We start from the raw sequence: 23,417 nt of genomic DNA on the forward strand, positions 1-23,417 counted from the left end.
TTTAAGCAAATCAATATTCATTAAAAACAATGCCCAAGAAATAACTGAGAATATGTCAATTCATAATATTACAATTATGAATTAAGAATAAGGAGTGTAAAATAAAAGCCGTACAAATGGCACAGCTTTTATTTACTCAAGTTTGCGGTGCGCAAACTTGTATATCATAAGCACGTTCTCACTTCGTTGCGAACGTGCGTAAAAAGTCAATCGAAAGTTGATACTTTCTTCTTGACTTTTTATGGGAGCTGTTATGCAGGAAATTATCGATTTACTGGAAAACGATGCGCGGCTGAGTCCGCAGGATATTGCCGCAATGACGGGTAAGTCCGAGGAAGAGGTTCGCGCTGCCATTAAAAAATTAGAGGATGAGGGCATCATCTTAAAATATGCTGCGGTTATCAACCGTGAACGGCTTGCAAGCAGCGATACGGTATCTGCGATGATAGAAATTCAGGTTGCACCGGCGAGGGAACACGGATTTGACCGCATTGCGGAGCGGATATATCGGTACCCGCAGGTAAAGACGGTACAGCTGATGTCCGGCGGATATGATCTGCATGTGCTGGTCGAAGGAAAAGATTTAAAAGAGGTTGCCTTTTTCGTGTCGGAAAAACTCGCCTCGCTGGAAGGAGTGATCAGTACACGTACTCATTTTGTGCTCAAGACCTATAAAGAAAACGGAACGTATTATATCGACCCGAAAAAAGATCCCCGTGAAGAGATTACCGCATAATGGACAGATCCGATAAATTTTCCAACCGGATTGTGAGCGTCGCTCCTTCCGGTATCCGCCGTTTTTTTGAGCTTGCCGCCGGACAAGATGATATTATCTCTCTGGGGGTAGGGGAGCCTGATTTTGCAACGCCGTGGGGTATGCGCGAGGAAGCGTGGTATCATCTCGAATGCGGGCATACATCCTATACTTCAAACTGGGGGCTTGAACCGCTCCGCAAGGCGATTGCCGGTTATTTGAACCGCTACGGCATGTCGTATTCTCCTAAAAACGAGGTACTGATTACTTTCGGCGTTTCGGAAGCAATCGATATTGTGTTCCGTTCCATCCTGAATCCGGGAGATGAGGTAATTGTTGCGGAACCGTGCTATGTTTCGTATCAGCCCTTGGTGGCGCTCTGCGGGGCGAAACCGGTTGGGCTGGATACTTCGGCGGATAACTTTATCCCGACTGCGGCGGCTATCGAAGCGCTCATTACGCCGAAAACTAAGGCGCTGATTATCTGTAGCCCGAACAATCCCACCGGTACGATGATTCCTGCTGATGAGATGGAAAAGATCGCCGCCGTCGTTAAAAAGCATAAGATTTGGGCGCTGTCCGACGAGGTGTATTGCGAACTTCGGTATGGAGCGCCGCATACATCTATCGGTTCCTTTCCCGGAATGAAGGATTACTGTATTATCCTCAACGGGTTTTCAAAGTCCTTTGCGATGACCGGCTGGCGTATCGGGTTTATCGCCTGCCCGCAGGAGCTGATGGCTCAAATTCATAAAATTCATCAGTATGCGGCAATCTGCGCTCCGATTATGAGCCAATATGCGGCGCTGGAAGGATTGGAACGTGGCTGGGACGAGGTTGAGCGGATGCGGGTTTCCTACCGGCAGCGGCGTAACTTGATGATGAAGAGCTTTGATTCGATGAATCTTCCTTATATAACGCCCGACGGTGCATTTTACCTCTTTGTCGATATCCGCAGTACCGGTTTAAGTTCGGAAGATTTTGCGGTTAAGCTGATTACCGACTACAAAGTTGCTGTTGTGCCCGGCCACGTGTTCGGAAGCGGCGGCGAAGGCTTTGTCCGCTGCTGCTACGCTACCGACATAAGCAAGATACGGATTGCGCTTGAGCGTATCGGTAAATTGCTGAAAGGCGAGCCGCTGTAATGGAAAAGCTAAAAAACATAGAAATTATCGCGATGGACTTGGACGACACCCTTTTGCGGGATGATCTGACCATCTCCGATTATACGGTATCGGTTTTACAGGCCTTGATGAAAAAGGGTGTACTGACATTGCTCGCTTCGGGGAGAAGTCCTCGTTCGGTACATTCGTATGCGCAGCGGATCGGTTCGGATAAAACGGAAAGCTATATCCTGTGCAACAACGGGACGCAGATATTGACCTCCGATATGAAGCTGGAAATCATCAGCCGCCGTCTCGGCGCCGATCTTGCGATTGAGATTTACGATTATATAGAATCGCAAAATCTTTCCTGCCATCTCTATTTTGACGATACCATTTACATCGCTAAACGGACTGTTTTTTCGGATAGGGATGCGCATCTGACAAAAATGAAGACGGTGATACCGGAAGACTATCGGGAGATTTTGCGCACCAAGCCGGTGTATAAATTGCTCATTCCTGCGGAGCCTGATATTATCACTGCCGTCGAACCTGAGTTTAGAAAGCGGTTCGGTACGCGGGCTGTCCTGTTTACCAGTAAGCCGTATTTTTTGGAAATCATTCCGTTGGATACCGGTAAGGGGGAGTTTCTGCAAGAGCTGGCATGGCTGCTCGGTATCAAAAATGAGGCAGTGATGGCATTCGGCGATAGCATGAATGACGAAACGATGATCCGTCTTGCGGGATACGGCATCGCCATGAAAAACGGCCTCGACGCTATCAAAGATATTGCGTACGCAGTAACGGACTACACCAATAACGAAGACGGTATCGCCCGCTTTTTAGAAAAGTACGTGCTATAGAGTATAAGGATGCGGTACCTTCTTTCTGTGCGAAATTTTGGATAAAATTTCGCACATTTTTTCTAGCAGATGGGTAACCGCATCAGGAAAAATTGATAAACATCGCAGAATAATTGAGGTCGAGAGACCATTTGAACCAACGGTTCAACTCTGGTTGAACGGCCTCAATTATTCTGCGGGGATAACAAAAGAGCCTGATGCAGTTACCCGGATTTTTTTATAGGTGTACGGTTGCAAAATTTGCGTATCCGTGATACCGTATTACATAGGAGAACCTCTAAAAACCTCAGTTTTTTAGAGGTTCTCCTTAGATTTTTTGCGATGTTTTAATTTAAGTCATTACAATATAAAGACTGAAATTAAAACTCGTCGGGCATCTTCTAAAAACTATACCTGAGTTTTTAGAAGATGCCCATAGCTATTAAAAAAAGGTTATAAATACAGTAAACTACCATGGAACAAAACAATTTATTGACCGTTAAAAATTTGCACACGGCTTTCCGTATCGACGGCAGCTACTATGATGCTGTTGACGGCGTGTCGTTTGACGTTCATCCCAATGAGATGCTTGCTATTGTAGGGGAATCCGGCTGTGGTAAAAGTACCGTTGCGATGTCCGTTATGGGGCTTCACGATATGCGGTTTACGCAAGTTTCGGGCGAAATTCTCCTGAACGGCAGGGATTTGCTGACACTTCCCGAAGACGAGATGAACAAAATCCGCGGAAAAGATATCGGATTTATCTTTCAGGATCCGCTTGCTTCGCTTAATCCGCTGCAGCGGGTAGGGAAGCAGATTGAAGAAGCTCTGTTGTACCACACCAGCCTCAACGAAAAAGAGCGGCAAGAGCGGGTTTTACAGCTTTTAAACGATGTCGGTATCCAGAACCCCAAGCGTACGGCGCAGCGGTTTCCGCATGAGCTTTCCGGCGGAATGCGGCAGCGGGTACTTATCGCAACGGCGCTGTCTTGTAATCCGTCGCTTATCATTGCCGATGAGCCGACAACAGCGCTCGACGTAACCATCCAAGCACAGATTCTTGATCTTATTAAAGACCTGCAGGAAGAGCACAAGGCGGGCATCATCCTTATCACTCATGACCTCGGCGTTGTCGCGCAGGTTGCCGACCGCGTTGCGGTTATGTATGCGGGGCAGATTGTCGAACTTGCTACCGTGCAGGAACTGTTTACTCATCCCTTGCATCCGTATACCCGTTCTTTGCTTAAATCGATTCCGCAGGCGGATAAAGATGACGATATGCTGCACGTTATTAAAGGTATGGTTCCCTCGCTTAAAAAACTCAAGCATACGGGCTGCCGGTTTGCCGACCGTATTCCGTGGATTCCAGCTGAAGAACACGAAGAAACGCCGATTTTGCACGAAGTAAGTCCCGGTCATTTTGTCCGCTGCTCCTGCTGGAAAAATTTCCGGTTCGAGGGTGAGGTTTAGAGGAGGCGGATATGGCGTTATTGGAAGTAAAAGATTTAAAAGTACATTTCCCTATCCGCGGCGGCTTTTTCAATACGATACAGGATTATGTTCGGGCGGTGGACGGCGTTTCTTTTCAGATTGAAGAAGGAAAAACCTACGGTCTTATCGGGGAGTCCGGTTCGGGGAAAACCACTATCGGTAAAGCGATTGTCGGGTTGGAACAGCCCACCGGCGGCGAAATCCGCTTCAAAGATAGTCTTGTAAATACCAAGGCACAGCAGAAAAAGATTAAATATAACGAAAACGTTCAAATGGTGTTTCAGGACGTTATGTCGAGCCTTGACCCCAAAAAGCGTATCCGAGACATCATTGCGGAGCCTATCAGAAACTTTGAACGGCTTTCAAAGCATGAAGAATTAAAGAAGGTGCTTTCACTGTTGCAGATTGTCGGGATTCCGCCCGATGGCTTATATAAGTACCCGTATGAATTTTCGGGCGGACAACGGCAGCGTATCGGTGTTGCGCGTTCGATAGCGGTTAATCCGCGGCTCATTGTGGCGGACGAACCGGTTTCTGCGCTTGACCTTTCGGTACAGGCACAAATTCTCAACTTCCTTAAAGAAATTCAGCGTGAATTTATGCTGAGCTATCTGTTTATTTCGCACGACTTAGGCGTCGTCAAGCACATGTGCGATTATATCTACATTATGTACCGCGGCCGGTTCGTAGAGGCGGGAACACGGGATGATATTTATCGCAACCCGATGCATATCTATACCAAGCGGCTTATCGCAGCAATCCCTGAAATGAATGTCGAAATACGCGACGAATATAAAAAACGCCGTGCCGAAATTGAAGAAATATATGAGCGTGAATCGGAACGTTACTTTAGTCCCGAAGGGCGAGTGTACGATTTAAAGAAAATCAGCGATACCCATTACGCTGCGTTGAAGGATTAGGGGGAGAGTATGTGGAAAACAATAGTACGCCGTATCCTTATTATGATACCGCAGCTGTTTATATTGAGTGTTTTGGTTTTTTTGATCGGAAAGATGATGCCCGGCGATCCCTTTACCGGACTGGTCGGCAATCCTAACATTAAGGCAAGCCGCATCGAAGAGCTGCGGGAAAAAGCCGGTTTAAATGATCCGTGGCCGGTACAGTATAAGAACTGGATGGGGCGCATTCTGCTGCACGGCGATTTCGGCGTGTCCTATACCTATAAAATTCCGGTAACGGATAAAATCAAATTACCTGCGCAGAATACCCTGTGGCTTTCGCTTTTAACGGTGGTGTTAACGTATGCCATTGCCGTTCCGCTCGGTATCCGTGCAGGCCGCTATAACGGCTCGAAGTTTGATAAGGCGGTATTGGTCTATAATTTTATCACGTATGCAATCCCGACGTTTATTCTTGGGCTTTTGAGCCTTTTGCTGTTTGGTTATCGGCTGAGAATTTTCCCCACGTCGGGATTTGTCGGATTGGAGGCAATGGGGAATACCGGTCGTTATATTGCAAGCAGAATATATCACATGCTACTACCGGCCATTACGGCAGCAGTATTGCGCACGACGGGTATTGTGCAGTACCTGCGTAACGAGGTTATTGATGCAAAAAGCCAAGATTACGTTAAAACGGCACGGAGTAAGGGCGTACCGATCGACAAGGTGTATACGCACCATATTTTTCGGAACTCCCTATTACCGATAGCGGCTTTTTTCGGCTTTACAGTAACAGGTCTGCTCGCCGGTTCGATCTTTATCGAAACGATTTTTATGTATCAGGGAATGGGCTTGCTGTTCATCGAAGCGATTATGTCGCGCGATTATGCCATTATCAATGCGCTCACCTTATTGTACGGCACGCTTGCCCTGTTCGGCAGCTTGATTTCGGACATTATTATGATAATCGTCGATCCGCGGATTAGAATTGAATAGGGGATATTATGGAAAAAACGGCATTTGATATTGATAATATAGATGAAGCGACGTTAAAAGAAATGTCTTCCGTGCCGTCGTTTTGGAAGATTGTAAAGACGGAATTTAAACATGATAAAGCGGCAATCGTTGCGCTTGGCATATTGGTTATTATCTTTGCGGTAATTATCATCGGTGGTTTTGTGCTTGATACGGAAACCGTTATGAAGGTGAGTTTACGGGATAAGTTTTCGGTACCCGGCAAAAAATTCCTGCTCGGGGCAGATCTCGGCGGTCGGCCGATTTTGCCACAGCTGATTATCGGAGCGCGCAATTCCATCCTCATCGCATTCAGCGTAACCATTATTACCGAAATCGTCGGCGTCTTTTTCGGCCTGATTACCGGTTTTTACGGCGGAAGGGTTGATAACATCATTATGCGTATTTGCGATTTTATTCTTATTCTGCCGGTTGTTATGCTGATTATCGTCTTTGTAACTATCGTACCGTCCTATAATATTTGGACGTTTATTTTTATTATGTCCGCTTTTTATTGGACGGGAGTTACTCGGCTTGTGCGCAGTAAAGCCTTATCTGAAAACCATCGCGATTATGTGAATGCCTCGCGCATTATGGGTACCGGAGATTTTAAGATTATGTACGGCGGAATTTTGCCGAATATCGCTTCCATTATTATCGTTGACTTTACGCTCGGTATGGCAGGTAATATCGGTATCGAAACGGGAATGAGCTTTTTAGGCTTCGGTCTCCCGCCGACATCGCCGTCGCTCGGTACGCTGATCGGCTATGCGCGCGATCCGGGAACCATTTCCGGCAAGCTGTGGGTATGGCTGCCTGCATCTATTCTTATTATGGTATTAATGCTGTGTATCAACTACGTCGGACAAACGATAAAACGCGCCTCCGATGCAAAGCAGCGTTATAAATAAATGAGGAGTGTAAAATACAAGCCGCACAAATAGCACGGCTTGTATTTACCTAAGTTTGCTAAAGCGCAAACTTGTATATCATTTGCACGTTCTCACTTCGTTGCGAACGTGCGTAAAAAGTCAATCGAAAGTTGATACTTTCTTCTTGACTTTTTAAATGAGGAGGAAAATAATGTCAAAAGGTTTAAAGGCTGCTGCGTTTTTATGCGCGGTAATGTTGGCTCTTGCAAGCTGCGGCGGAAAAACGGAACAAAAGCAGGCCGGCGGAGACGGAGCAACGGATAACACATTAAAGCTGTTGTTTCCGCAAGTGATCGAACGGGAAGGAGCGGCGGTCGGCGGCACATTTGTATATGGGTATGCATACGATACACCGTGGAAGGGAGTGTTTAATACGTTCCTGTATCAGGATAATCCCACTTTGGAAGTAATGCGGCCGCGCCTCGGATATTTTATGACTGATGGCCCGAACCATGAAATTAGAGACGGATATTGTGCGATGACGTTTGACCGTGAGGCGAAAACGGCGACGTATCACATAAACGAGAAGCTTACGTGGTCGGATGGAGTACCGGTAACTGCCGATGATATTATCTTTGTGTATGAATGTATCGGCCATCCCGATTATACCGGTGTTCGCTATGACAGCGAGTTTGAAAATGTTGTGGGCATGGTTGAATACCACAAGGGCGAGGCAAAAACGATTTCCGGCCTCAAAAAGATAGATGATAAAACGGTTGAAGTTACCTTTGAAAACTTTTTCCCGGGCATCTTATGGGGCGCCGGACTTACCTATTATGCAGAGCCTGCTCATTATCTTAAAGATATACCTTTAGCGGAGATGGCATCCCACGACCGCGTACGGAAAACCCCTCTTTCCTACGGTCCGTTCACCATCAATTCGATGGTTGAAGGGGATATAATTGAATATGTACCTAATCCCTATTGGTTCGGGAAAAAGCCTGCCGTTGATAAGCTTATCGTAAAGCGAATTGCACCGACCTCCGTTGTTGCAGCGATAAAAGCAGGTGAAGTTGATGTTATTCAATTTAAGAATGATATATACGATCAATTGGTCGAACTTGACGATGAGGGTAAAACCGTCCTTGACGAAAACGGAAAGCCCAAAATGAAAATCGATAATATCGATATTGTCGGCAGTATCGAAGGTACGTATACGTACATCGGATTTAAATTCGGTACGTGGAATAAAGAAAAAGAAATGTGCGAAATGTTCCCCGACCGTAGTAAATTTAAGGATAAGGCACTGCGCCATGCTATCGGCTATGCAATGGATAACGACGGTATCAATGCTATCTACTACCACGGTTTGCGCGTTACCGCCAACTCGTTTATCACACCGTACCATCCCGGTTTTTATGACCCAAGCCGAAAAGGATACTCTTATGATCCCGAAAAAGCAAAGAAGTTGCTGGACGAAGCGGGTTACAAGGATGTCGACGGGGATGGATACCGCGAAACACCGGACGGAAAACCGCTTAAGATTAACTTCCTGTTTATGAGCGGCAGCGATGTAGCAGCTCCGATGGCGAATTACTATATCCAAAACTGGAAAGATGTCGGCTTAAATGTCGCGCTGAACGACGGCCGATTGATCGAGTTCAATGCGTTCTATGATAAGCTGCTGGATGATGACCCAACCGTAGAAATGTATTCCGCTGCATGGGGAGTCGGGTCGAATCCGGAACCGACCGGACTGTACGGGAAAGTTGCCCAGTTTAATTTGGAACGTTGGGTAAACGAGAAAAACGAAGAGTTGCTTGCTCAGATAACTTCTGAAGCCGCTTTTGACGAAGCATTCCGTGCTCAAGCTTATAAAGAATGGGACGAAAATATTCTTGAAGAAGCTCCGGCAATTCCGACTGCTTATCGTATGGAATTATATGCCGTAAATAAGCGGGCAAAGAACTGGGATAAACGTTTTGTTACCGACTGGGATTGGTGTGACCTCGCGCTGATCAGCGACAAGCCTGCCGTCAATACCATGAAATAACGAGATGGAAGGTAAGTAACAATAGTAATATGGAATAACATTGATCTGTCGATAGCGGCAGGTCGGTGTTATTCGTATTTAAGGCAAAAATATCAAGCGCTTATAAAACCGGATTGGTTTTAAGCGCATTAATGTGATTAAAAGTAAATTAAAATGGTTACGAGGTTGTAGCGCATGATACGAAAACAACAGGAGTTTTGGGGTAAATTAATTATTTTTACCGGCATCAGTTTGGTTTTTTCAGCTTTTATGTTCGCGTTGAGTCCCCGCTTTTCGTTTTTGGGACGGTTGATTTCGGCAAAAGACCTTACATTGATGGTAACACAATACCGGATGCTTCCTAATTTCAGTTTTTTTACTCGTTTCGGTTTTGCTTTTGCAATCTTTGCTATTGCTTCTATTATGGCCTCGCTTGGAACAGTCTTTTTATCTCGTAAGGTACGGGAAAGGGTGTATAAAGAAACGGAGACTGCTCTTTTTGAGACCTTTATCAACAGATTACGCTTTTGCTATACACGTGAAAACCTTATCGAAGCTGTTCAGCAAGAGCTTGAATACAAGGCTGATTGCTCTGTCTTGCTTATCAATACCGACACCGATTTGGTTGTATATAGCAGTACTTCGGCTTATGTTTCGGATCCCGATGTGTATGAAAAGCTGGCGCATCGATTCTCTGCCGAGTGGCTTGATCACTGGGGAGAAAATATTTATTTATTGGATTCCGATATGCAAATGACTTCCGACAGGAAACAAGCACGGGGTCTTGTTATTGCATATAGTTCTGCACGTCTTTTTATTATCTGTCGTTATATCCGCGCTGTTGAACCTGAAGTATTCCCGCAGTTTTTTACTGAGTTTAAAAACTATTTCGGACGTGAAAAAACACTTTCGCAACTCCTCTATTATTCGGAGCTTGCACAGGAATGGCAAATGGTTGCCAATACTCAGCGGGCATTCCTGCCGCAGAAAATACCGGCGCTTGACAAGCTGGAAATAGGTGTTTATTTCCGGCCGTTGGTAAACGTATCGGGAGACTATTATGATATTATCCCTATTGACGAAGATAAAACCTTGATTATTACAGGGGACGTTTCCGGAAAAGGTCTTGCAGCGGCACTTGTTATGGGGGTCCTTGTAAATACAATACGGATTATGGAAAATAAAGAAGATCTTGCCGGTTTGATCTTTGCTGTAGACAGCGCTATTAAGCGTATGAATCTACTGGATAAATATACCGTCGTGTTTTTAGGGCTCATCGACACTAAGGCTATGAAAATACGCTATGTAAATGCTTCAATGGAAGCGCCGATGATCTTTACTAGAGCGGCGGAAGGATATAAAGTAAAGATGCTTGATTCAAATTGTTCCGTTATCGGGATTATTGATATCGATTCGGTGACGGTTGCCGAAAAACCTCTGTACCGTAATGATTTGCTTGTTATTACGACGGACGGAATTCCCGAAATTACCAATGAAGAAGGTGTGGAACTTGGTAGTAATGACCTTTACATTGAATCAATTAAATCTTTTGCTTCGTCTGACGCATCGTCAATTACCTCAAAGGTAGCGGAATTGGGACTTAACTACAGTGCTGCAAAAGCCTTCCGCGATGATACCACTATTTTAGCAGTAAAATTAAAGGGATAATGTATGGGTTTAATTTTCTTTACGTATTTTGGCGCTGTTTTACTCCTTGTAAACTCATCGTATCTTTCGTTTCATCAATCGAATCGTATTAGTGTCCTGTTAAATAAGATTACGGTACCCGCCGCTGCTTTTGCACTTTGTGTCGCTGTTTCCGTTCATCTGGTTTTTTATGGTCAAGCTGGTATACAACGAGTTGTAACGACGTGTGGTATCTTCTTTATGTTGCTTGCTTCTTACCACATCCTTGATATGGTGCTTGTTATTTCAGAGTTTAAAGCTTATAAAGTGCTTCAAAAGATTAACGCAGTATTCCATATTGCGGGTATGGGGCTTATTGTATTCTACGTCGGTAGATTCCAGTGGAGTCCGTTAAAGGGTTTTTACTTTTTACAGCGTGATGTTGTTCCGGGTATGAGCGGTATTAGACTCTTTATGTATATTTACATATTCTTTGTCCCGGTACTTTCAATCATAATATGCTTTGTCAAAATGTTTTTTGTGAAAAGCAATATTCATCGACAACAGCTCCTGTTGCACGGATTTGCCATCGGGCTTGCTCTTGCGATATGGATTGCAGAAAACCATTATTTTATGGTGTTTTCTTGGGCTTTTTCGTTTATACCGTTCGGGTATGTTGCTATGTTGGCGTTGGACAATGCCATATTTTCGTTGACGCGTGTTTTTGATATTAAGCAAATTCTCTTCGGTTTTATCCGGTTTATCTTTTTTACTGTTTTATTTGCCGGAGCTGCTGGTTTTGCAACAGCGCTTATTATGCAGTTTATCCCTTCGGTTGGCGGTTGGATAGCTTTAATTACGGTTTCGTGTATTATTCTTTTCTTTATTCGAAGTTTTGTTGCCGGTAAGCTTGAATATGTCTTTGGTAAAACAGCAGACTACGAAGTAAAGTTAGATGCAGAGCTGCAAAAACTCGATTTTGGTAAAGGTCACGATACGGTGTTGGAGACTTTTCCGAGAATTATGAAACAGTATATCACCTGTAAAGGCCTCGATATTCTTGTCAGCGATGAAAATATGAATTTGCAGACGGTGTATTCGGATTTTGACCATCATAATACATTGAGCGCAAACCTCCCTTGTTTTGAATATCTACTCAGTCAAAATAATATCGTTATTACCAAAACGGAGCTTATTGCTAATTATTTGTATGAATCGATACGGGGTGAACTGCTCGATATTTTTGAAACAACACAGACCGAAATTCTTATCAGTATGAGAGAGGGGCAAAAACTCATCGGTTGTATCCTATTAGCCCCTAAGACGCACAGTGCGGAGTACAACCCGTATGACATACGAGTATTGTCCAATATGTATTCGTATTTCTTTTTGGTAATCTATTACCTTAGAAATATTTCTAAGCAAGATATTACCGTTACGATTGACCGCGAGGTCGAAATGTCCGACCAAATTATCGGATCTATTCAGAATTATAAGGATACGCTTGAAGAGCATGGATTTTCAATGGATTCTATTGCATATTCCGCGCATCAGCTCGGCGGTGATTTTATCGACTATATTACGTTGAACGAAAAACGGGCAATGTTCCTTATCGGCGATGTTTCAGGTAAGGGATTAAGTGCGAGTATGTCGATGGTCATTTTAAAGTCGATTATTCATACCTATTTGCAGACAATCTCAGATTTTAAGGAATTAATAACAAAGGTAAACCGATTTATAAAGGACAATCTGCCGCGCGGAACTTTCTTTGCGGGACTTTTTGGTATTATCGACTTTCCGACTAATACGATTTATTATTTGAACTGCGGTATTCCGCTGATGTCAATGTATATCAGTTCATATAAGAACGCAATCGAAATTCAGGGAGAAGGCAGAGTTCTCGGCTTTGTAAAGAATATTGCGCCTTTCTTAAAAGTACGGAAAATCACCATGCACAAAGGAGATACGATTGTTTTTACGACTGACGGTTTGCTTGAGGCAACGAACTTAAAAGGAGACCGATTTGGCAGCGATCGTGTTGGCCGAATCCTGCAGGAAAATAACAGCGCTAACCCCTCTCAGATTGCTCGTACTATTTATAATAGCCTTCTGGATTTTATTTTACGTAAAATTGATGATGATGTTACTATATTGGTATTGAAATATAATCAATAAGATAGGAGTATAATGATGGATAACTTAACGATTACGGAAAAAACAAACGATGCGTTTGTTTTGCTGACGGTAGCCGGTTCAATAAATTCATACACGTATCATGAATTTGAAACAAAAGTTTACAACCTTATTAAAGAACACTCAATTGTACTTGATGTATCTCGGGTTACAAACCTATCCTCGTCAGGATTAGGAATCCTTATGGCTGCTTCCGAAGATGGGGAGGAGCTTGGTCATAAAATTTATATTTTGAATCCTTCAGAGGTTGTAAAGCTTGCGATTGCCTCCACCGGTTTTTCGGAAGTGTTTCCTATTATTCGCTCGCTTGACGAAGTAAAATAGGCTGATACGGTATAAGGACGTGAACCATTTACAGGTAGAAGCCGATTTAAAAAATATCGGCTTTATTGAAGAGTTTATCTCTACCTCTAAAGATATTCCTGAGAGTAAACGAACAACCGCGCTTATTATCTCAACAGAAGTGTTTGACAATATTGCCGAGCATGCCGTCTTTGCTGAAAATAAAGATATTCTATTAAGTGTATCAAATATTTTCTTTCCGCGTCTTTGTTTCTCCTACCGTAGTACAAATTTTGATAAGTTATTACATGCGCTCAAGAGAACACAACCCTATTTTGATCTGAAGGCAAAGCGGTATCGGGGATTCGGTTTATTGATGACAAAAAATCTTGCTCGTAGAGTATGCTATCGACAAGAGCAGTCTCGCTCTTGTATTATTGTATACCTATAAATACGTCGCTAAAAAGTAAGTGGTATGAAAAAAATACTTTGTATAATGATATGTCTATTATCATTCTTTTGTGTAACGGCAGTTGATGCAAATATGGAAACGCAACTTCGCAGTTTTGCATATCCTTCTGCTATTCCCGTAGAGATGCAGCGTCATATTAGTAACAATGCAGTTTCCTTCTTAGCTGACTTGCAGAAGATCTTGGCTGTCGAGAAAGAGAATCTTTTGATATTGGTTGATAAGCAGCATCTATTGCCTGATGGATATACGCCGCAAAATCTTGTAAGGTTGGATACCGGTCGCGCCTATATCATTAACCGAAAGGATTTATCCCTGACAAAAACAGCGGAACAAGCCTTGCAGGAGATGGCGCTTGCAGCAAAGCAGGATGGGGTTACACTGATTGTCAGCTCCTCGTACCGTTCATACACATATCAGAAAAATTTATTTGATCGGTATGTACGGGAATCCGGTGAAAAAGAAGCGGAACGCTTTTCCGCCCGTGCGGGAACAAGCCAACACCAGCTTGGTACGGTCGTAGACTTCGGTTCCATCTCCGATGAATTTGCACAAACACGCGCCGGTAAGTGGGTACTACAGAACGCTTCAAAATACGGCTGGTCGCTTTCTTTTCCCAAAGGATACGAGGCGGTAACCGGCTATGTGTGGGAGTCATGGCACTACCGCTATATCGGTGTAGAAGCCTGCGATTTTCAGCAAAAATGGTTCGGCGATATTCAGCAGTACATGCTTGAGTTTATCGACGCTTGGAAAAAACAAACAAGATAAATGTAAGGAAAACGTCTAAAAATAGATTGTATTTTTAGGAGCATTATTCACGTGGTGGTTTTCCCCCCTTTGCATCGGGGAAAATTGAATAACTCATGGAGTGTAAAATAAAAGCCGTACAAATAGCTCAGGCTTTTATTTACGCACGTTTGCTAAAGTGCAAACTTGTATATCATAAGCACGTTCTCATTTCATTGCGAACGTGCGTAAAAAGTCAATCGAAAGTTGATACTTTCTTCTTGACTTTTTATGGGAGAAAAACATGAAAAAATACATCATAGTAGGCGGCGTTGCCGGAGGGGCAGGCGTTGCAGCTCGGTTGCGCAGATTGGATGAAACAGCGGAGATTACCGTCTTTGAGCGGGGACAGCATATCAGCTTTGCAAACTGCGGGCTTCCCTATTATGCCGGCGGCGTTATCGAAAACCGGGATGCGCTTTTTGTGATGACGCCCGAAAAGTTTAAGGCATCGCTAAACGTTACCGCAAAGGTACGACATGAGGTAACGGCGATTAATCCTGCTTCCAAAACGGTAACAGTCAAAAATTTGGATACCGGGGCGGAAGTTATCGAAAACTATGATACGCTGATTTTAAGCCCGGGCGCATCCCCCATTAAGCCGCCGATTCCGGGAATTAACGATGAAGCGATTTATACATTGCGGTCGGTCAGCGATATCGATGCGATTAAACAAAGAATAGACAACCCTGCAACAAAACGGGTCGCTGTAATCGGCGGCGGCTTTATCGGTTTGGAAATGGCTGAGAACCTGCACCGCCGTGGCATAGACGTTTCTATTATCGAAGCAGTTGATCAGGTGATGAATGTTATCGATTATGATATGGCGGCAATCGTGCAGGCGAACATCCGCAGCAAGGGGGTCGGTGTATACCTGAAAGATGGAGTAACAGCGTTTGAACGGCGCAGCGCCGGTTTGGCGGTATGTTTGCAGTCGGGTAAAGAGGTGGTATGCGATGCTGTTCTTCTTTCGATCGGTGTACGTCCCGATACCAAATTGGCAAAGGATTGCAATATTGAGTTGGCGCCGAACGGAGCGATAAAGGTCAACGATTATTTTGAAACTTCTCAAAAGGATATTTACGCTATCGGCGACGCTATTTCGTTTAAAAGCCCCTTGCTTGATACCGATACGACAATTCCGCTTGCTGGCCCTGCGAATAAACAGGCTCGTATCTGTGCGGATAATATCGTGTACGGCAATAAGAAAACATACTGCGGGACAATCGGTACCAGCATTGCGCGGATATTCGATTATACCGCAGCTGCGACGGGATTGGGAGAGAAAGCGTTGGATAGGGTAGGGCTCCCTTATAAGCAGGCGGTAACGCATGCCGCTCATCATGCAAGTTATTACCCTCATGCTTCTATACTGTCGATTAAAATTCTATATAATCCTGAAAATGGTAGATTATGGGGTGCACAGGCGGTCGGTGCGGAAGGTGTTGATAAGAGAATTGACGTTCTTGCCGCCTACATTAAAAAGAATGGCACGATTTTCGATCTTGCCGAATTTGAGCACGCTTATGCGCCGCCGTTTGACTCTGCAAAGGATCCTGTCAATATACTCGGATTTATTGCGGAAAACGACCATAACGGTTTAACAACGATTATTTCGTGGCGGGATGTTCCTCGATATGCAGAACAGGGAGCGTTCTTCCTTGATGCACGGACTCCAGAGGAGTTTAGCTGCGGCGCCATTCCGGGAGCGGTCAATATACCGCATACTGCATTGCGTGGTAGATTAAACGAAGTACCGAAAGACCGTCCAATTGTTATTAACTGCGGCTCCGGTTTGCGGGGCTATACAGCTGAACGGATCTTGCGGCAGAACGGATATAAGAATACGGTGAACCTTTCGGGCGGTTTTATGACATATAACACTGTTCATAATGAATTGTCCCGTTTGCCTTGAGTACAATCACTGGATGATTTGACCAAAACGATTTTTATCGATAGGATAGCGATATGAAAATAATCCATAAATATTTGTTACTAAGCTTTTTAATAAGCATAGCGGTGGGGTGTGCGTCCGTAAAAGAGGAACCGGTGCAGTCTGAAGAGATTACAGCTCCGGCACCTCAGTCTGAACCGATCAAAGAACCGGAAGTGCCGGTAAAACAGGAACCCGTTAAACCTGCAGTTCCGGTTAAGCCGAAGCCTCCTGTTAAAACAAAGAAACCGCCTGTGAAGGTAGAAAAACCTTCTGTGAAGGTGGAGGAAGCTCCTGCGAAGGTTGAGGAGCCGCCTGTGAAGGTGGAGGAACCTCCTGCACAGCCTGAACCGGTTAAGGAACCGGTTGTTGAAGTTAAACCCGAACCTGTCGAAGAAAAAAATACCGTCATCGCCGAGTTTGAAGGGGTTACGATTACAAAAGAAACGTATGATCAAACAAAAACGGAGATGGAAAAAATCGTCGAGAAGCTTAACCGTATTACAGCGACAAAAGACTATACTCAATGGACAACATTCCTATCGGAAGAGTATAAACAGCAGTATTCTCAGTCTTTGACGCTTCAAAAAGTTTCCGAAGCATTGCCGGTTAAAGGGATAAAACTTAAATCTTTGAAAGATTATTTTACGTATGTTTTTGTGCCTTCACGGCAGAATGTACGGGTAGACGATATCAAGTTTGTTTCCCCGACACGGGTTGATGTTATTATGAAACAGGCGAATGTTTCGTTGCTTGTCTACGGCTTGGAAAATATTAACGGCAGCTGGAAACTGATTCCGCCGAAACTATAGGGAACCTCTAAAAAATTCATCAAATTTTTAGAGGTACTCAAAGGGTATGTACGAAAATGCGTAAAAGTATTATTTCTGCGGTTTTTGCCGCGTTGATTTGTGCGGGATGGATGATGGCCATTCCCGTTGGACCTATTCCAATTGTACTGCAAAACGCGCTTGCAGTGCTTGCCGGATTGCTGTTGGGGCCGTTGTTCGGCGGTCTTTCGGTGCTGTTATTTCTGATTGCGGGAGCTGTCGGTTTGCCTGTCTTTTCGGGCGGTTCCGGCGGCTTTGCCGTATTTGCAGGACCGACCGGCGGCTTTTTAGTTGGGTATCTTGCCGCAGCAGTTGTCGGCGGTTTTATTATGAAACTTTACAGAGAGGAACAGCGGTGGACGCTCGCCTGCGGCATCATTGCAGTTGCAGGGCTTTTAAGCTTCCTTTCCATCTATGTATTCGGTCTTCTGTGGTTTAAGCACGCACTTAGCCTTAGCTGGCAGCATACTTTTATGAAAGGGTTTGTGCCGTTTATCCTACCCGATCTGATTAAGCTGGTCGTTGTCGTTCCTATTACGCTTAAATTGCACCCGATTATACGGCGCTATACGGAATAACACTGCCTCTATCACTGCACTGAGTGCTATACTGATGATGTCTTCCTCAGAACGATATGAATTGCTCAAGCTCACCGATGTAACTAAATCTTTTGCCGGAGCTGGGCAGCCGGTGCTGAACGGTATATCTTTTTCGGTATTTGATGGCGATTGCATTGTCGTATCGGGACCGAATGGATCGGGTAAAACGGTATTGATGACGCTGATTGCCGGATTGGAAACGCTTTCTTCCGGTTCGATAGTCCGCAGCAGGAAAGACGGCGGTGAGTTGCGTATCGGGCTGGTGTTTCAGGAAGCCGACGCTCAAATCCTCGGCGATACCGTCGAGGAGGATGCGCTTTTCGGTATGCGGGACAGCAAGTTGCCGAAAGAGGTTATTGCGCAGCGGTTGGAAACGATACTAACGATGCTGGGTTTATACGAAAAGCGCCGTTCGCCCGCCCGCAGTTTGTCAGGGGGCGAAAAGCGGCGGCTTGCAGTTGCCGGTATCCTGATGATGGAAGCCGATGTTATCATCTTTGACGAACCTTTTGCCAATCTCGATTTTGCAGGGGTGGTGCAGGTAACGGCAATGATAGAGCAGCTGCAGCGTGACGGGAAAACGGTTATGGTGCTTACCCATGAGCTGGAAAAAGTGCTTGCACTTGCGAACCGGCTTATCATCTTGCACAAAGGACATCTTGTTTATAACGCAGAACCGGAGCCTGCACTCCATAGCGGTATCCTTGAACAATACGGCATACGGAATCCGCTCTGCTCATACCGTGTATTTGCCGACCTTGTATGGAAAATTGGTGAGCAAAGCTCACCGGTTCATATAGATGACCGATGATCGTCGATAAAAACAGCTTTTTATTTCAGTATACAGCGCGAAATACGGTGATTCACCGTCTCCCTGCAGGGGTAAAGTTCTGCATATTATGCCTTTCTTCCTTTACCTTGTACAGCGCACCTCAGATACTGCTAGCGGTATACGCATTCTTTCTGGTGTTAGCCGGTATTGGTGCAAAACTGTCATGGCTAACGGTGAAAAGAAATTGCCGGTTTTTAGGTGTTTATACACTTTGTATTTTTTTTATCAAGATAATCGGTATGCCGCTGACGGTAGATATGTTTAAAACTATGGCAGCGGAAACACTGTTGTTTATGCAAAAACTCGCGCTTATCTTATTTACTGCTTCAATATTTTACGAAACCACCTCAAAGCTGGAAATTTTTGTACTCTGTGAAAAAATCGAACGTTTTTTTTGCAGAAAGAAATACACCGGCGCCTTTTCGACGCTCTTTACCATCACATTGATGTGCGTACCTCGTGTGTTTGAGGTGTGGGCGCAGTTAAACTATGCTTATGATGCACGTACCCATCGGCGGCGTGATATTGTAAACGCCTATCGCCGGTTTGCTTCTTTATTGCCTGCTCTTATCGAAAACCTCTTACGCTTTGCCGTTACCGTCGAAAAAGCCCTCAAAAACCGGCGACTGCGGGGGTGAGCAGGGCAACCGTATTAAAAATATTTTTAGCGGTTGCCTTCCTTCTGTGCGAAATTTCATAGGTATAAGGTGAGCGTCTACAATGACGCCTTCATCAACTGATGAACATCCCTGTCCATCAGTTGATGACGAATTTTGGCAAAGCCAAAATATCGCTTCTGCTCTAACCACCGCCGTCCGTGGCGGATGTATTAACCGTCAAGTTTTCTTTCGAAAACTTGCGTATTGATGTGTGCGCTTTTCGCGCACGAATGCAACAGTTTCCAAAATTCATATTTTGTTCAACTGTTGCATTTTAAGGAAATCAACAACCCCGACGCAAGCGTCGGGGTTGTTGTTCTCATAAGGTGGTTGCAGTCGGCTTTAATACCCTTTGTTACGACGCAAGCATCGGGGTATTAAATCCTCCGCACGAATAAAATTTCGCACATTTTTTTTAGTGGACGGGTAAACGCATCAGGTCGAGTAGATAAAAACCGCGGAAAAATTGAGACTGTGAGACCATTTGAACCATCTTCAACTGTTGTACATCCATGTACATCAGTTGAAGGCGAGTTTTGTGCACGCACAAAACATCGCTACTATATGGAACCACTGCCATCCTTGGCAGTTCTGGTCGAATAGTCTCAATTTTTTCCGCGGGTAACACGAACATTGTACTTCCTTGCACAATGTTCGTGTCAAGTTTTTCTAACGAAAAACTTGTTGCTGATTAGTACCACCGCCATCCGCGGCGGATATGAAAACCGACCTGATGTGTTTACCCTGACTCCTTGGTGCAAGCCCTTTGACACTAGAGCCTTGTTTGTTATATTCTATACGATACTATGTTTGTATCGGTAATGATAGATCCGGGCGGAGAGGAATCCGCCGCCCATCTTTCTGAATTGTTAACCTTTTACGGATTTGAACGGGTGCAGCGGGCGTGTTGGGAATCCGTTACGCTTAATGAAAAACAGTTGGTTGCTCTTAAACGTGAAATTGATCGGGTAACCGATTATTATGATGTTATCCGCATATATCAGTATCCCGTTGAGGGCGTATTAGCGATTTCCACGCTTGCAAAGAAGAAGTGGCGGAAACTCTTAATCCGTCCGCCTCAGAAAGTCTAAGCTTCTGATGGAATGTATAGGAGATACGCTAAAAAGTACCGCCTAAAATTATGTCGCCTCATCAACCGATGTACTTCCGTGTACATCGGTTGATGGCGAATTTTGGCAACGCCAAAATATCGCTTCTGTTATAACCACCGCCCTCCGTGGCGGTAAAGTTTGCGTTGCAAACTTGATTATTTCCGTGTGCGCGTTACGCGCACGGCTAAAAACTTTTTCGGATGTTCAAACATCCTGCAAAAGTTTTTATAGGAGATACGCTAAAAAGTGCCAGTTAAAATTATCGTTGGCAACTTTTTAGCTCAAGTTTGTGCTGCAAACTTGATTATTTACGTGTGCGCGTTACGCGCACGGCTAAAAACTTTTTTCGGATGTTGAAACATCCTGCAAAAGTTTTTATAGGAGATAGTGATGTTATTGGAAGAATATAAACCGCAGATTGTAGCGCTTAAATCCGATGTCGACGAAATCTGGAGGCGTCTTTGACTCCGAAGCGGTAAAAAAACGGATTGCAGAAAAAGAAGCTATCGCGGGGGATGAAGGCTTTTGGAATGACCCTAAAAATGCCGAAAAACTCTTGTCGGAAATTAAAAAACTGAAAAACCGTATTGAGCCGTGGGAAATACTCATTGCTGATATAGAAGATTTGCAGACGCTCTATGAACTCGCTCAAGAAGCCGGAGCGGAAGATAATGCAGATTCCATTCAAGAAATCGATACGTCGCTTAAAAACCTTCAAGAACGGTTTGAAAAGCTCAATACGTTGGCGCTCCTTTCCGACGAGGTTGACGGGAGCGATGCCTTTTTGACCGTGCATGCCGGAGCCGGCGGAACCGAAGCCTGCGATTGGGCACGGATGTTAACCCGTATGTATCTCCGCTGGGCGGAGCGCCGCGGTTTTTCCGTCGAAACGCTCGATGAACTGGAAGCCGATGAGGGCTTAAAATCCATCACCCTACAGATACGCGGCGATTATGCCTACGGTTTTTTAAAGGCGGAAACGGGTGTACACCGACTCATCAGAATTAGTCCCTTTGATGCGAATGCTCGTAGGCATACGTCTTTTTCTTCTGTCTATGTGTTCCCCGTACTGGATGATACCATCGAGGTAAATATCAGACCGGAAGATTTACGGGTAGATACCTACCGTGCAGGCGGCGCCGGAGGACAGCATGTTAATAAAACCGATTCGGCAGTACGGCTGACGCACTTGCCTACCGGTATTGTTGTAGCGTGTCAAAATGAGCGAAGTCAAATCTCCAATCGGGCAACGGCGATGAGTATGCTCAAAGCACGGCTTTACGAATACTACCGCAACGAAAAAGAAAAAGAGAATGCAAAATTCGCCGCTGAGAAAAAAGGGATTTCGTGGGGGAATCAAATCAGATCGTATATATTTCAGCCCTATACAATGGTAAAAGATCATCGTACAAAACATGAAACGGGAAATATCCAAGCCGTTATGGACGGTGATATAGACGGTTTTATCGAAGACTTTTTGAAAAAACAATGGGCAAATCAGCTGATGTATGAGGATACTCCGGAATGAAAATAAAACGGCTGTGTGTCGCTCTGATTGCGATGGTAACTGCATTATTCGGCGTTGCGCAAACAAAAGGCGAACTTCCTACATGGTCAATTACGGCATCAAAATTCACGCTTACCGATGTGCCTGAATTGTATACGTCGTATTCGACTGCATTACCCGCAATGCTCAACCTTTTTTGTGCTGTACCCGCAAGCAGGCTCGTAACCCCCGAAGAAAAAAGGGCGCGGCAACTCATAGATTATGCTGCAAAAAAACTTGTGCTTATTCGCGAACGGTCATCATTAATCGCAGAACGCGATTCGCTGTACCTTGCGGTAATGTCCGAAAAAGAAAAGCTGAAGCAGACAGCTGCGTTCAACAAAAAAATAACTGCAAAGGAAGCGGATATTCAAAAAGCCCAAGAGAAAATCGATACATTGCTGGCTGACACCTCTTTTACCGCTGAAACGCTCCCCGTTATGATGTGGAAGGATGGCCAACAGGTGTTTGAGCTTCCCGAATATGCGAACATTTCGCAAACGCTGAAATCCGAAAATATCTCCGCAGTTATTGACGGCTCGATACAGGATTTGGCGGGGTATATGTACGTGTCCGTTGTATTGACAACCGGTTTGCCGGGTATGCCCGACTACCGGTTCAGCGAAGCGGGGCCGTATCAGTCAATCGAAACAATTGCCCGTTCGTTAGCGGCGCAAATTATGACGGCGGTAAAAAATACCCAACCTGCAAAGGTTTTGCTTACTGTCGAACCGGAAGATGCGGAAGTGTATTTGGACAGCGAAGCACTGGAAACGGGAAAAAAGTCTATTTATATGTATGCAGGGAGTCATCGACTTGAAGCGCTTGCTGCCGGTTACGATTCAGCCGGTAAGACTATCGAGGCTCAAGCTGGACAAAACTATTTGCTGAACATAAAATTAAAAAAAGAAAAAATTATTTCCGTCGGATTTCAGTTTATAAAACCTGATGCGGATGTATTTTTACATACACAGTATTTTGCCGGTACTCCGTTTCAAACCGATGTTCCGGCAGGTAAAAATACGGCTATCAGTTTTTCATATAAAGATGTAAAAACCTATATTGTGCTTCGGCCTGATAATTTTATGCAGCAAGGGCAGACAATCTATCAGCTGCAAGCTACGCTCAATAAAGAAAAGACCAAGACATTGATTGACAGGCGTCGGAATGTTTTGTACTGGTCGCTCGGCGCCTTTTATGTATCGCTTCCTATTTTTATGATTTTGCAAGGGGTAACAGCGGATATGGCTTCTGCCGCTGCGGATTCCCGTTTGGGGATTAATGCAGCAGTACAGAATAAATATCGTGCGTTGTTTATAAGCACTGCAGTTATGCAGGGAATAACAATCGGTTTAGGTATTAACTATGTGATACAGCTTGGACTGTATCTGTACGCCGCTGATCAGAGTATTCCAAAAGAGGCGCGTAAGTTATAACGGGTTAAACTCGTTATCGGCTTTGCTGATGAGATATCTGAAAAAAATCCAATCGAGTTTTTTCAGATGCTCTGCTATCGTGTAATATTAAGTATATTGGA

At 44.6% G+C, this 23,417-nt stretch carries 21 protein-coding genes; all 21 read left to right on the forward strand.

Features of this window, described 5'->3' with window-relative positions; all coding sequences use genetic code 11:
* Positions 1-253: 253 nt before the first annotated feature.
* The 21 genes from DWB79_RS08505 to DWB79_RS08605 all read left to right on the forward strand — a co-directional run bounded on the left by DWB79_RS08505 (position 254) and on the right by DWB79_RS08605 (position 23,316).
* Positions 254-736, forward strand: a complete 483-nt coding sequence (locus DWB79_RS08505; RefSeq protein ID WP_016523627.1) for an Lrp/AsnC family transcriptional regulator — start codon at positions 254-256, stop codon at positions 734-736.
* Positions 733-1,899, forward strand: a complete 1,167-nt coding sequence (locus DWB79_RS08510) for an aminotransferase class I/II-fold pyridoxal phosphate-dependent enzyme (RefSeq protein WP_040859161.1) — start codon at positions 733-735, stop codon at positions 1,897-1,899. Before DWB79_RS08505 ends, DWB79_RS08510 begins: the two co-directional genes overlap by 4 nt.
* Positions 1,899-2,720, forward strand: a complete 822-nt coding sequence (locus DWB79_RS08515; protein WP_016523629.1) for a Cof-type HAD-IIB family hydrolase — start codon at positions 1,899-1,901, stop codon at positions 2,718-2,720. The genes DWB79_RS08510 and DWB79_RS08515 overlap by 1 nt, the downstream gene beginning before the upstream one ends.
* Before the next feature lie 453 nt (positions 2,721-3,173).
* The gene (locus DWB79_RS08520) at positions 3,174-4,169 is read left to right on the forward strand and encodes an ABC transporter ATP-binding protein (RefSeq protein WP_016523630.1); all 996 of its coding nucleotides are present in this window, start codon (positions 3,174-3,176) and stop codon (positions 4,167-4,169) included.
* A gap of 11 nt (positions 4,170-4,180) precedes the next feature.
* A complete protein-coding gene (locus DWB79_RS08525; protein ID WP_016523631.1) occupies positions 4,181-5,110 on the forward strand; it encodes an ATP-binding cassette domain-containing protein in 930 nt (309 codons plus the stop codon).
* Positions 5,111-5,119: 9 nt separating this feature from the next.
* Complete coding sequence (locus tag DWB79_RS08530; RefSeq protein WP_016523632.1) at positions 5,120-6,088, forward strand: ABC transporter permease; 969 nt, start codon at positions 5,120-5,122, stop codon at positions 6,086-6,088.
* An 8-nt stretch (positions 6,089-6,096) separates the two neighbouring features.
* On the forward strand, positions 6,097-7,017 hold the full coding sequence (locus DWB79_RS08535; protein ID WP_016523633.1) for an ABC transporter permease: 921 nt from the start codon (positions 6,097-6,099) through the stop codon (positions 7,015-7,017).
* Positions 7,018-7,189: 172 nt separating this feature from the next.
* Positions 7,190-9,031 carry an oligopeptide ABC transporter substrate-binding protein gene (locus tag DWB79_RS08540; protein WP_016523634.1) on the forward strand — a complete coding sequence of 614 codons (1,842 nt, stop codon included), beginning with the start codon at positions 7,190-7,192 and terminating at the stop codon, positions 9,029-9,031.
* A 174-nt stretch (positions 9,032-9,205) separates the two neighbouring features.
* Entirely contained in the window at positions 9,206-10,678 is a 1,473-nt protein-coding gene (locus DWB79_RS08545; protein WP_016523635.1) for a PP2C family protein-serine/threonine phosphatase, read from the forward strand.
* Positions 10,679-10,681: 3 nt separating this feature from the next.
* Entirely contained in the window at positions 10,682-12,811 is a 2,130-nt protein-coding gene (locus tag DWB79_RS08550; protein ID WP_016523636.1) for a PP2C family protein-serine/threonine phosphatase, read from the forward strand.
* A gap of 12 nt (positions 12,812-12,823) precedes the next feature.
* The gene (locus tag DWB79_RS08555) at positions 12,824-13,153 is read left to right on the forward strand and encodes an STAS domain-containing protein (protein WP_420825625.1); all 330 of its coding nucleotides are present in this window, start codon (positions 12,824-12,826) and stop codon (positions 13,151-13,153) included.
* Positions 13,154-13,172: 19 nt separating this feature from the next.
* The gene (locus DWB79_RS08560) at positions 13,173-13,562 is read left to right on the forward strand and encodes a hypothetical protein (RefSeq protein WP_016523638.1); all 390 of its coding nucleotides are present in this window, start codon (positions 13,173-13,175) and stop codon (positions 13,560-13,562) included.
* A gap of 45 nt (positions 13,563-13,607) precedes the next feature.
* Positions 13,608-14,351 carry a M15 family metallopeptidase gene (locus tag DWB79_RS08565; protein WP_252722477.1) on the forward strand — a complete coding sequence of 248 codons (744 nt, stop codon included), beginning with the start codon at positions 13,608-13,610 and terminating at the stop codon, positions 14,349-14,351.
* Between the two features lie 262 nt (positions 14,352-14,613).
* Positions 14,614-16,284 carry a CoA-disulfide reductase gene (locus DWB79_RS08570; RefSeq protein ID WP_016523640.1) on the forward strand — a complete coding sequence of 557 codons (1,671 nt, stop codon included), beginning with the start codon at positions 14,614-14,616 and terminating at the stop codon, positions 16,282-16,284.
* A gap of 53 nt (positions 16,285-16,337) precedes the next feature.
* The gene (locus DWB79_RS08575; protein ID WP_016523641.1) at positions 16,338-17,114 is read left to right on the forward strand and encodes a hypothetical protein; all 777 of its coding nucleotides are present in this window, start codon (positions 16,338-16,340) and stop codon (positions 17,112-17,114) included.
* 56 nt (positions 17,115-17,170) lie between these two features.
* Positions 17,171-17,710: a biotin transporter BioY gene (locus tag DWB79_RS08580; protein WP_016523642.1), complete on the forward strand. Its 540-nt coding sequence runs from the start codon at positions 17,171-17,173 to the stop codon at positions 17,708-17,710.
* Positions 17,711-17,744: 34 nt separating this feature from the next.
* Positions 17,745-18,542 carry an ABC transporter ATP-binding protein gene (locus DWB79_RS08585; protein ID WP_016523643.1) on the forward strand — a complete coding sequence of 266 codons (798 nt, stop codon included), beginning with the start codon at positions 17,745-17,747 and terminating at the stop codon, positions 18,540-18,542.
* Positions 18,539-19,201 (forward strand): energy-coupling factor transporter transmembrane component T family protein, encoded by a 663-nt coding sequence (locus DWB79_RS08590; RefSeq protein ID WP_016523644.1) that lies wholly within the window; start codon positions 18,539-18,541, stop codon positions 19,199-19,201. Before DWB79_RS08585 ends, DWB79_RS08590 begins: the two co-directional genes overlap by 4 nt.
* Positions 19,202-20,028: 827 nt before the next feature.
* Complete coding sequence (cas2, locus tag DWB79_RS08595; protein ID WP_016523646.1) at positions 20,029-20,313, forward strand: CRISPR-associated endonuclease Cas2; 285 nt, start codon at positions 20,029-20,031, stop codon at positions 20,311-20,313.
* 411 nt (positions 20,314-20,724) lie between these two features.
* A protein-coding gene (prfB, locus tag DWB79_RS08600; RefSeq protein WP_156831510.1) for a peptide chain release factor 2 occupies positions 20,725-21,862 on the forward strand; the annotation gives its coding sequence in 2 pieces (ribosomal slippage) (positions 20,725-20,796 and positions 20,798-21,862; 1,137 coding nt in all).
* Positions 21,859-23,316, forward strand: coding sequence for a PEGA domain-containing protein (locus tag DWB79_RS08605; protein ID WP_016523648.1), 1,458 nt, complete (start codon positions 21,859-21,861; stop codon positions 23,314-23,316). The genes prfB and DWB79_RS08605 overlap by 4 nt, the downstream gene beginning before the upstream one ends.
* Positions 23,317-23,417 lie beyond the last annotated feature (101 nt).

This window comes from Treponema medium (assembly GCF_017161265.1).
Taxonomy (GTDB): Bacteria; Spirochaetota; Spirochaetia; order Treponematales; family Treponemataceae; genus Treponema; species Treponema medium.